Source organism: Streptomyces sp. NPDC017056, from assembly GCF_044332485.1.
Lineage (GTDB): Bacteria > Actinomycetota > Actinomycetes > Streptomycetales > Streptomycetaceae > Streptomyces.
In genome coordinates, this window is sequence record NZ_JBIRPD010000010.1 from 1 (window position 1) to 13,123 (window position 13,123).

Sequence of the window (13,123 nt, forward strand, 5' to 3'; positions counted from 1 at the left end):
CCCCGCAGCCGACAGCTCGCTACACCAGGTTCAGCTTTCAAGACATGGCGTCCGCGAGTGCGGTGAGGAGTCACCCCCCTGCGCGGCCCCGACCCCAAACGAAACAAGCGCACCCGCGCGAAGCGCGCACCGCATCAACGCCCCAAGGAGACCCATGAACCTCACGATCACACTGGACAACGCAGACAGCGACCGCGAAACGCGGTCCCTGTGTGAGTGGCTGGCGGACACCCCCACCCTGCGCGCGGACGTCTCGTTGCGTGCCGCCGCGCCCCGCGCCGACCGTATGGGGCTGGCGTTCGACGCCGTGCAGCTCATCGTCGACAGCGCGTTCCAGCTGAGCAGTCTCGCCATCGCCATTGACGGCTGGCGCAGGGCGTACGCGGCGCGTCCCAAGATGACCGTCGAACGCGGTGGGGTGCGTGTCACGTTCGCCACGGCGGATACGGACGGTGCCCGGAGCATCCTTCGCGCGTTGGAGGAGTTGGAGCGGGCGGCTGGGCCCGGCGACGCGGAGGGTGACGCCGGACAAGGCGACGGGAGCTGACACGTATGGGTGAAGTCGGGGTGGTGCCGGGGGCCGCGTTCGATCCCGCGGAGTCCGCTTGTGTGATCGTCGGGGTCGATACGTACGCGAGTCTGACGCCGCTGCCCGCGGTGCGGAACAACCTCAAGGCGCTCAAGGCGGCGCTGACCGACCGGACGATCGGCGGGATGCCGAGGCGGAACTGCCGGGTCGTGCTCAATCCTCGCACCGTCACGGCGGCGTTGCGCCCCGTCGAGCAGGCGGTGCAGGCCGCGCGGGACACGTTGATCGTCTACTACGCGGGGCACGGGTTTCTCGATTCGCGGCAGGAGGGCCTGTATCTCACGCTGCCCGGCACCGAGGCCGGGAAGGTGCACAGCGGCATCCCGTATGCCTGGCTGCGCAGTGTGCTGGGCACTCGTACGCCGCCGAGGCGCCGGATCGTGATTCTGGACTGCTGTTACAGCGGCAGCGTGATCAAGGGCATGTCCGCCGGGTCCATGTCCGGTGCCATGTCGACCGCGTCGGCGACCCAGCAGGCGTCCAGCCGGCTGGGTGAGGCCCTGTTCGCGGGCATGGACGGCATGGAGGGCGTCTCGTACCTGCTGACTTCGACGCCGTGGAACGTCGAGGCGCTGGCTCCTGAGGGCGAGGAGTACACCGCGTTCACCGGGGAGTTCTTGCGGGTGTTGCGGGAGGGGATTCCGGTTCCGCGGCCGGCCCCCGCGGAGGGGGTGGCGGAAGCCGGGCCCGCAGCGTCCGCCGCGCCGCCGTCGGGCGGCGATCCGGCGCGGCACCTCAGTCTGGAGGAGATTTACCGTGAGGTGCGCCGGTCGCTGTGGGAGAAGAACCGGCCGCTGCCCCAGCAGCAGAGCCAGAACGGCATCGAGAAGTTGCCGTTCGTACGGAACCGGGCGGTGCGGCCCGTTCCCCAAGGGCGCGTAGGGCCTCAGGGTGAGCAGGCCGCGAATGTCGCGCCGCCGGAGCCCGGCGACAGAGCGACGGAGGAGCAAGCGCAAGCGCAGGCCGTGCGGAGGGGCCGGCGCCGGGTGCTGGTCTCCGCGCTGTGTGTGGCGGCGGTGGCGGTCCCGTCCGCGTGGTGGTGGCAGTCGCGCGGCGATGAGCCGTCCTCCGGGCCCTGTTCGGACGATGTGGCGCTGATCGGGCACAGTGACGCGCTCAACGGCGTGGAGTACGGGGCCGCCGTACCGGTCGACGGGCTGTCCGGCCTGGCGTTGGCGGGGCCCTCGCGGGCGTGGGCGCTGGCCGACAACCCGCCGGGGCGGATCTTCGACCTCGACCTCGGTACTTCGGGCGCGTCCGCGCCGGCCGCCCGCGCCGTGGACATGCGGACGCTGCATCCCACGGGCGGCGGGCGCTTCGACGGCGAGGGGCTGGTGCTGGAGAAGGGCGGCCGTACGGTACTGGTCGCTTCGGAGGCGGGTCCTTCGATCCGTAGGTTCCGGGTGTCGGACGGTGTGGAGACGGGGCGTGTGGAGCTGCCGCGCAATCTGGTCGAGTGGTCGGGGCCGGAGAATCTGGAGGCGCTGGGCGCGTCGCCGGACGGCCGGTATCTGTACGCGGGTCTGGAGGCGCCGCTCTTCCGTGACGGCAAGGCGCGCGGCCGCGGTCTGCTGCGTATCCAGCGTTTCAAGGGGAGGCCCGGCGGCGCGTACGTGGCGGACAAGCAGTACGCGTACCAGTCGGCGGCCGGGTTGCGGGTGTCGGAGCTGGTGGCGCTGGGCGGCGACCGGCTGCTCGTGCTGGAGACCAACCACGCGGAGGGCCAGGGCAACGCGGTGCGGGTCTTCGGCGCGGATCTGAGCCGCGCGAAGGACGTCTCGGGGGTCGCGTCGTTGCAGGGCGAGCCGGTGGACGCGTTCGCGAGGAAGTGGGAGCCCGTCGATCTCGTGACGTGTCCGAGGGGTGGTGCGGCCGCGGCGCAGCCGCAGTTGAACCCGTTGCTGGAGAACGTCGAGGGGATGGCGCTGGGGGCGGCGCCGCTGTCCTCGGGCCCGTACAAGGGCCGTATGCCGCTGTTTCTCGTCTCGGACAACAACAACAGCCCGCATCAGATCACTCGGGTGTATGCCCTTGCCGTACGGCTGGACCGGGCGGCGGATTGAGGCGCAGGACGGCTCTGGCGCCGCCGTCCGGGGCGTTGGTGAAGGTCAGGTCGTTGCCCAGGACGGCCGCTTGGCCGACGGCGATGGTCAGGCCGAGTCCGTGTCCCATGCCGCGGCCGGGCGCGTCGGTACGGAAGCGCTGGGGGCCGTGCCGCAGCAATTCGTCGGGGAACCCCGGGCCGTGGTCGCGTACTTCCACGACGGGGGCGGTTGAGGGGCCTGCGGTGCGGCTTCCGTTGGGTTCCTCGCGCCTGCCGTTCGGCGTGTCGCCGGGGGCGGGGCGGCCGCCGTCCGGTACGTCCACGGTCACCACGACCGGGGGCTGCCCGTGCCGGTGCGCGTTGAGCACCAGGTTGCACAGGATCCGTTCCAGCCGGCGCCGGTCCGTGCGGACGACCGCGTCCCGGACGACCCGTACCTCGGTGTCGTGTCCCAGGGCGCGCACGGATTGCCGGACCAGCGGGCCCAGTTCGTAGGAGGCCAGGTCGGGGCGTTCGGCGCCCGAGTCGATCCGGGAGATCTCCAGCAGGTCCTCGGTGAGCCGGTGCAGGGCCCGCAGCCGGTCGTTGATCATCTCCTTGGGGCGTCCCTCGGGGAGCAGTTCGGCCGAGGCGAGGATGCCGGTCAGCGGGGTGCGCAGTTCGTGGGCGACGTCGGCGGTGAAACGCTGCTCGGCCTGGAGGCGGCCCTGGAGGGAGCCCGCCACCGAGTCCAGCGCCGCGGCCACCGCCGCCACCTCGTCCTTCGCACCCGGCCCGGCGCGGCGCTGCCCCTCGGTGCCGACCCGCGCGTCCAGGTCCCCGGCGGTGATGCGGCGGGCGACGGCGGCCGTGGTGCCGAGCCGGCGGCTGATGCGGTGGGCGAGGAACAGTCCGGCGAGGGCGACGGCGGTGGCGGCGAGGACGGCGGAGCCGAAGATGGCCGTGTCCAGGTTCTCCAGGGAGCGGCGGGTGTTCTCGTACGGGGACCAGACCGCCATGACCTGGTCGCCGGCCGGCGCCGCCGTCCACATGACGCGCTGCCCGTGGTACGTGCCGACCATGCTGCCGCGCCGGCCGTGATGCACCAATGTGCGGAGCCGCGGAGGGAGTTCCGTGGGGTCGAGGACGGAGTTGAGCCCCTCGCGGGAGGTGCCGTACTCGTACAGGTCCAGTGCTTCGTCGAGGTCGGCGAGGGTCTCCTTCCGTACCTGGCCGACGGTTTGGCGGGCGACGGCGTTGTGGACGAGCACGCCCAGTACGGCGGCGACGGCGCAGCACACCGCCGTGACGGTGAGCGCGATCTTCCAGCGGAGGGAGAGCGCCGGGCGGTTCATGCGGGAGCCCCGGGGGACGGCGGGCTCGACGCGGGTGTGGGCAGCGGGTTCTGCGGTGTCCGGTAGTCGTCCAGGGTGAGGTCCCACAGGCCCATCCGGCTGCCGTCCCACACGTAGTCGGTGACGCTGACGTAGCGCGGGTCCTTGGTGGGCTCGCGTACGGAGAGGTGTCCGGCGGCGAGTTCGACGCCCGCGATGACCGCGCGGAGCCCCAGCACGCGGGTGACGACGTTTTCCCTGACGCTGTAGACGCGGAGTTCGCTGGTGCGCTTGTCCAGGTCGACGGCGCTGATGAGGTCGGGTTTGCCGTCGTCGGTGAGGTCGTGGAACACGGGGCTGCGCACGGACCGCGGGTCGGGCGGCCGGCCGTCACCGGCCGCGAGGTCCGCGCTGACGACGGCGGCCGGGTCGGTGTCCTTCATGTCGCCGGAGGGCACCTCGGGGACGCCCGGTACGGCCCGCTGGTCGCCGGGGTCCTCGTCGCGGACGCGGGGCGCGGGCGTACGGTCCGCCCACAGGGCGAGCGGTGCCTGCACGTCCCGCGCCCGGCCGTCGTCGTGCAGGCCGGCGACGCCCGCGCAGCCGGCCAGCAGGGCGAGCGGCGCGGCCGCGAGGAGCGCCTGGTGCCGCATGGCCCACCACCTTCCCGTAACGGACGCAGGGGTACGTCACACGCGTACGTAACGAGACAAAGTTACCCATAGTGGTGGCGCGAAGACGGTTGGTCGCGCGCATGCCGTGACATCACTGCCCGCAGAGCGGGTCCAGGCTGTTACACAACCTACGGATCGTCGTGAAGCACACCTCGTACATTCTTCTCTGCCAGTACGACGTATCAGCAGACTTACGGCGGTCGGGACCGCCACGACGAGGAGAAGTTCCATGCGGGCAAAGCGCCGCTCCGTGATCCGTACCGCCGCCGTCGCGACCGGCGTCGCCGCTGTTCTCCTCCTCCCGGCGGGCGGCGCGTTCGCCGCCGACGCCTCGGACGCCACCGCCTCGCACGCCATGGGCCGCAAGTCCGCCGTCCTGCCGGAGGACGGCCTCGCCGGGGTCGCCGAGAAGATCGGCCACCTTCCCACGGGCGGACTCGCGGGCGCGGCCGCCGTGCTGGGCGCCGGCCTGGGTGTCTCGCTGCACCGGCGCCGCGAGTCGCAGCAGGGCTGAGGGCCCGTGACCGGCTACACCTCCTGACGCGCCGCCAGCCGCTGGATCTCCCCGTAGCCGGGCACGGCGGCGCCGTCTTCCGGTCCGCCCTCGCGGATGGCACCGGCGAGCGTGACGGCCGTGTGCAGTGCCGAACGGAACAGCAGCGAACCCGTACTGACGCGCCGTACGCCCAGCTCCGCCAGCCGGGCAAGGCTCAGCCGGCCCGGCGCGTACAGGACGTTCAGCGGCGCCGGGACGGCCCCGACGAGAGTGGCGACGGCCTCTTCGCCGGCGACTCCCGGCACGAAGATGCCGTCCGCCCCGGCCGCCAGATACGTTTCGGCGCGGGCGAGCGTCTCGTCCAGCGGCCGCGCGGCGGGGTCGTCCACGAGCCAGTGGGTGTCGATACGGGCATTGAGGAAGAGGTCCGGCGCGTACTCCTTCACGGCACGGATCAGCTCCGCCTGCCGGCCGGCGGGGGCCAGAGGCTCGTCGCCCGCCCGGCCCGGCAGCCCGTCCTCCAGGTTGACGCCGGAGGCTCCCGCGCCCGCCAACTCCCGCGCCAAGCGCCCCACTTCCTCCGGCCCGCCACCGAAGCCGCCCTCGATGTCCACCGTGTACGGGCAGGTCAGGCGGCTGCCCAGGCGCCGCGCCAGGGCGACCGTCGCCTCGCGTACGAGGGCCGAACCCTGACCGTCGGGCTCGCCGAGCGCGGCCGCGACGCCCAGGCTCGTGGTGCCGACCGCGGCGTGTCCGGCCGCGGCGAGCGCGGTGGCGGAGGCCGCGTCCCAGGCGTTGGGGAGCAGCAGCGGCTCGTCGCCGTGGTGCAGGGCGTGGAAGATTCGGTTCCGGTCCGTGCTCATGCGCACGTCACCTCCAGCGAGTCCAGGATCCGCAGGTTCGCGGACGGTATGTACACGAGATCCGGCCGGGCGAGCCGGCAGCCGCGGGCGCACAGCGCGTCCAGCACCCCGGCCGCGAGGGCCCGTGCGTGCTCGCGCCCCGGGCAGGCGTGCGCCCCGGCTCCGAAGGGCAGCGCGCCGTCGGCGGTGACCAGGCCGGCCCGGACGGGAGCGCCACCGCCCGCCGGGGCCCGGAGCGTGCCCCGCACCGGCGGATCGACGCGCAACGCACGGTCCAGAAAGTTCGCGGCCGGGTCGCCCGCCTGGGCCGCGGCAGCGTGCGTCAGCATCAGGCGCGCCGCGTTGCCGATGAGCCCCGCCGTCGCGTCGTACGCCTGTACCAGGAGGCCGACCCGGGCCGCCGTGTCCTCGTCCCAGGCGCCGCCGCAGGCCGCGACGAGCCGGGCAAGCGCTTCGTCGGCGGCCGGTACGGTCTCGCCGTGCGCGTGGTACGCGCGGGCCACCTCGCCCACCAGCCCGGCCGTGTCCGCCGTGACCGGCAGCAACGCAAGGCCCGCCGCGAGCACTTCGACGGGCACGACGCGCGCCACCTCCGCCATCACCTCCACCGGGCCCGGGCCGCGCAGCAACGCCTCGGCCCGCGTGCGCGCGGCGTCGCGCAGCGCACCGGCCGCCTCCGGCCCGCCGAGCCGGGCGGCGGCCGCGGCCCGGCGCCGCGCATGCGCGTCCCCGCTGCTGAAACGGGCGACGTGCGCCCGCAGCCAGGCCATCGAGCCTGCCGGTACGTCCTGAGGCACCGGCGGCACCACCCAGGCCGGGTCCGAGAGGACGCCCGGGCCCGCGTCCGCCGGCGTGCCGTTGCATGCGCCGTTACCTGTGCCGTCTCGCGTGTCGCCTTGCGTGTCGCCTCGCATGTCGTCTCGCGTGTCGCCTCGACTGTCGTCCCTGGTCCGCATGGCAGGACCGTACGGCCGGGACACTTCGGGGCCGGCCGAAACGTGGCTGCGCACAATGGACGCATGACCACGCGCGCAGCGGAACCGGTGCCAGGGCACGGCGAGGGGCTCGCACGGCTGGCGGGGCTGCTCGCGGACCGCACCAGGGCCGCGTTCTGCCTGGCCCTGCTGGACGGGCGGGCCTGGACCGCGGGCGAGCTGGCGGCGTACGCGGGAGTCGCGCCGTCCAGCGCCAGCGAGCACCTGTCCCGGCTGACCGAGGGCGGGCTGCTCGTGGAACGGCGGCAGGGGCGCCACCGGTACGTGCAGCTCGCGAGCCCGCGGGTCGCGGAACTCCTCGAAGGGCTCACCGCGCACCTCGACCCGCCCGCCGAGCGGCCGCGCGGTCTGCGGGCCGTCAACGCGTCGGCGGCGCTGGCCCGCGGCCGTACCTGTTACGACCACCTGGCCGGGCGCCTCGGAGTGGCCGTCACCGACGCGATGACGGAACGCGGCCTGATCGACCAGGCCGGCGGCTTCGCGCTCACCGCCGCGGGCGCGGGCTGGTTCGCCGAGGCCCTCGGCGTCGACGCCGCCGGGCTCGGCGCGGGCCGCCGGCCGACGGCCCGCGGCTGCCTGGACTGGACCGAGCGACGGCAGCACCTGGCGGGCACGGCCGGCGCCCGGCTGTGCGCGGGGCTGATGGAGCGCGCGTGGGTACGGCGCGTCGGCAGCGGGCGGGCGGTACGGCTGACGACAGCGGGCGCGGACGCGCTGCGCGGGCTGCTCGGGCTCGACGCGGAGGGAGCCGGGCTCGTCTGAAGCGGCCGTCAGCAGTGGCCGGGACGGGCGTACAGCGTCACCTGCGCGCCCCTGGTGTTCAGGGTCTTGCAGACCTGGAACGAAGCGCTCAGGGTCGCCCGCTTGGCGATCTCCTGATCGGTCTGGTCGGCCGGCTGCCCCTTCGCGTCGCCGACCGCGACGATGCGGCGCGCCGCCAGCATCCGGGCGTGGATCCGGTCGCCGGACAGCTCCGTGCCGTACAGGGTGTGCGAGGCGACGGGGCTTTGGTCCAGCGCCAGGTCGCTCAGACGGAGGAACTCGTGCGGCGCGGCCGCCGCCCACACCCGCCGCCTGGCCGGCTGGAACAGCAGCCCGTCACCCGGGGACGACAGCTCCTTGACCGCCCCGGTCACCGCGATGGCGTCGTCGGTACGGCTCTGCGGGCTGCGCAGGAAGACGTTGACGGGTACGAGCAGCGTCACGGCCAGGGCGAGCGCCGTCGACCTGAACAGCAGCCGGCGCCGGGTCTGGCCGCGGTGCCCGGCCGGCCGCAGCACCCAGTCGAGGGCGGCGCCCGCCAGGAGCGCGAACCCGGTGACGTAATACAGGACGTAACGGTCCACGTACATCGGCTTGAGCTGCGAGAGCAGCACCAGCAGTGCCGTGGGCAGGATCAGCAGCGGAAGCGCGACCGGCCGCAGCCGCAGCCGCCGCCGGCCCGCCCGGCCGACCGGGACGCGGGAACACAGCAGGCCGCCCAGCACCAGGACGGTGAAGGTGACCAGCTGGACCGGGTTCGGCCACTGCAACCAGCTGAGCTGCTCGCTCTGCCCCATGCTGAACAGGGCCAGCGGAACCAGCGCCACGATCACCGCGCCGGCCACCAGGCACCAGGCGCGCCGGACCGGGCGCGGCAGGCCGGACAGGACGACCGCGGCGCCGTGCGCGGGCAGTACCAGCACGGCGAACTCGTGCATCAGGCAGGCGGCTAGCGACAGCGCCGCGTAGCCCGCCCAGAGCCGCCTGGACGGCCGGGCGGCGACCCGCACCAAGAGGTAGGTGGACCACACCACCAGAGCGCAGACCAGCGCGTAGCTACGCCCTTCCTGCGCGTACTGCTGCACCATCGGCAGCAGTACGAAGACGAAGCCCGCAAAGAGACCCGCGCGCCGCCCCGCCAGCTCCCTGCCCAGCAGCGTGACACCGGCGGCGGCCACCGCCATAGCGCACACGGACGGCAGCCGCAGGGCCACCACACCACCATCGAAGACGAGGAACCAGCCGCGCATGAGCACGTAGTAGAGGCCGTGCACCGCGTCGACGGTCTGGAGCGTCGGCCACAGCTCCGCCAAGGTGCGGTGCGCCATGTCGTACGTGACCGCCTCGTCCCGCCACATGCTGCCCTGACGGCGGATGCCCCACAGGCCCAGCACCAGCATCAAAGTGGCGGGGTACAACGCGACGGCCCCCCGCGACGCCCAGATTCCTCTGGCGCGCGCGGGGGACGCGTACGCGGTCTGCACTACCTCGATGACGGACTCCGCCTCAGCCGACCCGGGTCAGCTTCGCGCCGAACGTCGGCTCGGCGAGGTCCTTCTGCAGGGCCACCGGCACCTTCGCCGCGCTGGAGCCGGTGCCGACGGTCAGCTCGCCGACCACCGTGCCGGCCTTCGCCTCGTGCGGGACGGACTGGCCCGCTGCGGCGCCGATCTTGAAGTCGATCTTCTGGCCGGGGACGCCGATCGCCTTCAGGTCCTTCGTCGCGACGACGGGCGTCTGCCCGCCCACACCATCGTCCACATAGCCGACGACCTGGCCCTTCTTCACCGTGGTGGCGGAGGTGAGGGCGTTGCGGATGGCCTCGATCATGGGCTTGGTGCGGTCCTGGACCAGCGCGAGGCTGCTGGTGCCGTTGGGGTCCAGGCCCTTGGCGTGCTGCGCCATCGTCGCGCCGAGGATCAGCTGGTCCTTGCCGTCCACACCCTTGTAGGACGCCCACACCAGCGCCCCGCCGGCCGCCGTGCTGGAGCCGGTCTTGATGCCCTTGACGCTCAGCTCGGGGTTCCGCGCGATCAGGCCGTTGGAGTTGAAGATCCGCGTGGGCAGCCCGTCCTTGGCGTCGGGCATCGCGACGATCGGCCGGAACGCGTCCAGCTTCATGACCTCCTCGGCCAGCTTGAGCTGGTCGACGGCGGTGCTGACGGTGGTCTTGGTCAGGCCGCTGGGGTCGGTGTACGTGGTGTTCTTCATGCCGAGGTCCTGGGCCGCGGCATTCATCTTCTTGGCGAACTCCTGCTCCGAACCGGCGTCCCAGCGGGCCAGCGCACGGGCGACGTTGTTGGCCGAGTGGATCATCAGCATCTGGAGCATCTTCGCCTCGCTGTACTGCTGACCCTCCTTGAGCCCCGGGATCGTCGACTCGCCCGGGGCGTTCCCCTCCTGGACCGCCTTCGCGTCGATCGTGATCTTCGGGCCCTCTTCCTTGACCTTGAGAGGGTGGTTCTTCAGGATCACGTACGCGGTCATGATCTTGGCGACGCTCGCCGTCGGCACCGGCTTCTCATCGCCGTACGTGCCCAGGCTGCCCGCGCCCACGACCTTCGCCGCGGCCTGGCCCTCCTTCGGCCACGGCATCTGGAACGAGCCGCCCTCGAACGTGAACGAGGTCTTCCCGTTCAGCGCCAGCGTCGGGCCCGGCAGCGGCCGCACCTGCTGCACGACCACGAAGACGACCAGCAGCAGAAGTACCAGCGGGGTCCAGATCTTGAACCGTCGGGCGACCGTACGCATCGGCGTCTCGGGCGGCGGCGGCGTGTTGGTCAGCTGCGCCAGCAGGTCCAGCGGGGGCAGCGGCTGCTGCTTGGTCCGCTCGGAGTCGGGCAGCGCGCCGGGCTGCGCGGTGGCGCCGGTGGACGCCGCGGCGGCGGGCGCCTCGGGCTCGGTGGCCTTCGCCTCGGTCTGGGCGGCGGCCTTCGCGCCCCACTTCGTGCCCGGTGCGACGTCCGCCTCGGCAGCGGGCTTCGCGCCCGCCTTCGTACCCGCCTTGGCGTCGGGCTTGGCGCCGGTCTCGGTGGCGGGCTTGCCCCCGGCCTTCGCGGCGTCCTTGGCCGCGGACTTGCCGGCCTTGCCCGGCTTGTCGCCCGTGACGGGCCGCGGCGGCTTGATCGGCTGCGGGTCGGTGGACTTGAGGGCCACGAACTGGCTGGTCCGCTCGCCCTCCGACTCCGCGGCGCCGGCCGGTCGTACGGCCTTGATCGCCGTGGTCGGCTGGTCGGCCGCCGGCTTGCCCGCCGACTTGCCGCCGGGCTTCTCGGCCTTGGCAGCGTCGGTCTTGGGGGCGTCGGTCTTGGACTCGGCCTTGGACTCGGCCTTGGGGTCGGACTTGGCGTCGCTCTTGGGGGCGGCCTTCGCGTCGGTCTCGGCGTCCGAGCCCTTCTGCTTTGCGATCGAGAACGCCCGGGTCGCGTCGTCGGCGGGCTCCTCCGCGCTCGGCACCTTGAAGATCGCCGTCGGCTGGTCCACCGCCTTCGGCTTGTCGCCGGCCGGCTTCGGCTCGTCCTCGGCCGCCGCACCGGAGGGGCTCTTCGCCGCGGCCTGAGTGCCCTTGGAAGCCTCCTTGGGCGCGCCCTTGGACGCGTCCTTGGGCTCGGCCTCGGACTCGCCCTTGTCCGCGCCCTCAGCAGCCTTCGAGGCGTCCTTAGCGGCACCCTTGGGAGCCTCCGCAAGGGCCTCCGCGGGGGCCGCCTTGGGGGCGTCCCCGGACTTCTTCTCGGCGTCGCCCTTCGGTGCCTTCGTCACCGGGGCCTCGTCCGCCTCAGCCTTCGCACGCGCTTCCGTCCCGGCCCCGCCACCGGAGGCGTCGCCACCGGATGCGTCCTCGTCGGAAGCGTCGACTCCGGAAGCGTCCTTGTCGGAAGCGTCCTCGTCGTCCGTGGTCGCCACCCAAGCGGCGACCGCCTCCCGCAGCCGCTCGTCACGGCCCTCGCCACCGGACGCCGCCGCGGGCTCCGACTCCGGCTCCGGCTCCGGCTCCGCAGCGGACTTCTCCGCCCCGTCGGCCTTGCCGACCTTGCCGGCCTTGCCGACCTTGCCGGCCTTATCGGCCTTATCGGTCTTGTCGGTCTTCTTCGCCTTGTCCGTGCCCTCGTCCGCGGCCTTCGGTTCGCGGAAGACCGCAAGTCGCGGATCGCGTTCGCTCCCCGCCGTCTCCCCCGACGACTGCTTCTGCTCCGGCTTGCCGGGGGACTCGCCCGCCACCTATGTCTCCTTCACACGTCGCGATACGTCGCGCTCTGTCTGGCCCAGTGTTCCCAAGTGTCCTGTGTTCGCGGGGCGCGCCCTGACCGCCACGCGAAACGATGGGCGCCCCGCCCCACAGAAGGCGTCGCCAAGGTGATAGACGAGAACGACATACCTACAGGTTCCCTGCCTAACCCACCACGCACTCTCGACAGATGAATGTGAGAGGGGTCACCCTGTCATTCATCCACGCGGGGAGGCATGGATGGGCAGGAGCCGCAGAACAATTCCGGAGGAGCTTCTGCTGCTCGCTTTGGACCCGGCAACGGGAACCACAGCGCAGCCGCAGTCGCTCGACCTCGGTCTGGCCGGGGCCCAGCTAGTAGAGCTGGCTCTGGCCGGACGGATAGCCCCTGACGGGGATCGTATCGCCGTGGTGCTGCCACGGCCGACCGGAGATCCGACTTTGGACTCCGCGCTCGAATTGCTGCGACGCCGCGGCAGCCCGGTGCGCGCCGTCCACTGGATCGGCGGGCCCCGGCTGGGGCTGCGCCAGACGTATCTCACGCATTTGGAGCGGTGCGGCATGGTGCATGCCGTGGCGGGCCAGATGTGCGGGGTGCTGCCGACGACTCGCTACCAGGCGACGGACACGGCGATCAGCCGGGAGATCAAGAACCGGCTGGACAACGCGATCCGCACCGGCGTACCGCCGGACCCGCGGACCGCGGCGCTCGCCGCGCTGGCCCACGCGGTCGGGCTCGGCAAGCACCTGTATCCCGGCAACGAGGGGCGCTCCTCGCGCTCCCGCCTCCGGGACCTGATCCGGCACGACCCGATGGGCGGGCTGGTCGCACATGCCGTCATGGATGTGCAGAACGGCGTCGCGGCGCAGCCGAGGCGTGCACCGGTGGCGGCGTCCGGGCCGGGCCCGGGAGCGGGCCGGCAGCCCGCGACCCGCGTCGCGGCGGAGCCGGCGGGCGTACCGGTCCAGCCACGGCACGGGTCCATGGCCCGCGTCGGTGCCCGCTGACCAGTTCGGGTGGCACAAGCAGTTCGGATGACACAAGCAGTTCAGGTGGCACAAGCAGTTCACGCTAAGCAGGTACACCACGCACCACCGTCCCCATCGTCCCGTTCCGGGAGCCGCAGCAAGCGCGGGGTGGCGGGCCGGCCGTTCCGGACGA

11 protein-coding genes are annotated in these 13,123 nt (G+C 72.9%); 5 read left to right on the forward strand and 6 right to left on the reverse strand.

Annotated elements, in window-relative coordinates:
- Positions 1 to 154: 154 nt before the first annotated feature.
- Together ACH4OW_RS19100 and ACH4OW_RS19105 are read left to right on the forward strand one after the other, a co-directional pair.
- Complete coding sequence (locus ACH4OW_RS19100) at positions 155 to 547, forward strand: hypothetical protein (protein ID WP_398029095.1); 393 nt, start codon at positions 155 to 157, stop codon at positions 545 to 547.
- Between the two features lie 5 nt (positions 548 to 552).
- Positions 553 to 2,652 (forward strand): esterase-like activity of phytase family protein, encoded by a 2,100-nt coding sequence (locus tag ACH4OW_RS19105; protein WP_398029097.1) that lies wholly within the window; start codon positions 553 to 555, stop codon positions 2,650 to 2,652.
- On the opposite strand, the gene ACH4OW_RS19110 is transcribed toward ACH4OW_RS19105, so the two are convergent.
- A complete protein-coding gene (locus tag ACH4OW_RS19110) occupies positions 2,603 to 3,967 on the reverse strand; it encodes a sensor histidine kinase (RefSeq protein WP_398029099.1) in 1,365 nt (454 codons plus the stop codon). The two genes, ACH4OW_RS19105 and ACH4OW_RS19110, sit on opposite strands and share 50 nt — an antisense overlap.
- Positions 3,964 to 4,599 carry a hypothetical protein gene (locus ACH4OW_RS19115; protein ID WP_360129605.1) on the reverse strand — a complete coding sequence of 212 codons (636 nt, stop codon included), beginning with the start codon at positions 4,597 to 4,599 and terminating at the stop codon, positions 3,964 to 3,966. Before ACH4OW_RS19115 ends, ACH4OW_RS19110 begins: the two co-directional genes overlap by 4 nt.
- 250 nt (positions 4,600 to 4,849) lie before the next feature.
- Between ACH4OW_RS19115 and ACH4OW_RS19120 the strand changes: the two genes are divergently transcribed.
- Positions 4,850 to 5,134 (forward strand): hypothetical protein, encoded by a 285-nt coding sequence (locus ACH4OW_RS19120; protein WP_398029101.1) that lies wholly within the window; start codon positions 4,850 to 4,852, stop codon positions 5,132 to 5,134.
- A 14-nt stretch (positions 5,135 to 5,148) separates the two neighbouring features.
- Here ACH4OW_RS19120 and ACH4OW_RS19125 read toward each other — a convergent pair whose 3' ends face one another.
- Together ACH4OW_RS19125 and ACH4OW_RS19130 are read right to left on the reverse strand one after the other, a co-directional pair.
- Positions 5,149 to 5,979: an isocitrate lyase/phosphoenolpyruvate mutase family protein gene (locus ACH4OW_RS19125; RefSeq protein ID WP_398029103.1), complete on the reverse strand. Its 831-nt coding sequence runs from the start codon at positions 5,977 to 5,979 to the stop codon at positions 5,149 to 5,151.
- Entirely contained in the window at positions 5,976 to 6,935 is a 960-nt protein-coding gene (locus ACH4OW_RS19130; protein WP_398029105.1) for a hypothetical protein, read from the reverse strand. The genes ACH4OW_RS19125 and ACH4OW_RS19130 overlap by 4 nt, the downstream gene beginning before the upstream one ends.
- A 63-nt stretch (positions 6,936 to 6,998) precedes the next feature.
- Here ACH4OW_RS19130 and ACH4OW_RS19135 point away from each other — a divergent pair, with 63 nt between their 5' ends.
- The gene (locus ACH4OW_RS19135) at positions 6,999 to 7,736 is read left to right on the forward strand and encodes a winged helix-turn-helix domain-containing protein (RefSeq protein WP_360129617.1); all 738 of its coding nucleotides are present in this window, start codon (positions 6,999 to 7,001) and stop codon (positions 7,734 to 7,736) included.
- Between the two features lie 8 nt (positions 7,737 to 7,744).
- On the opposite strand, the gene ACH4OW_RS19140 is transcribed toward ACH4OW_RS19135, so the two are convergent.
- Positions 7,745 to 9,136 (reverse strand): glycosyltransferase family 39 protein, encoded by a 1,392-nt coding sequence (locus ACH4OW_RS19140; RefSeq protein ID WP_398029483.1) that lies wholly within the window; start codon positions 9,134 to 9,136, stop codon positions 7,745 to 7,747.
- Positions 9,137 to 9,242: 106 nt separating this feature from the next.
- On the reverse strand, positions 9,243 to 11,954 hold the full coding sequence (locus ACH4OW_RS19145) for a serine hydrolase (protein WP_398029107.1): 2,712 nt from the start codon (positions 11,952 to 11,954) through the stop codon (positions 9,243 to 9,245).
- 247 nt (positions 11,955 to 12,201) lie between these two features.
- Between ACH4OW_RS19145 and ACH4OW_RS19150 the strand changes: the two genes are divergently transcribed.
- A complete protein-coding gene (locus ACH4OW_RS19150; RefSeq protein ID WP_360129623.1) occupies positions 12,202 to 12,969 on the forward strand; it encodes a GPP34 family phosphoprotein in 768 nt (255 codons plus the stop codon).
- Positions 12,970 to 13,123 lie beyond the last annotated feature (154 nt).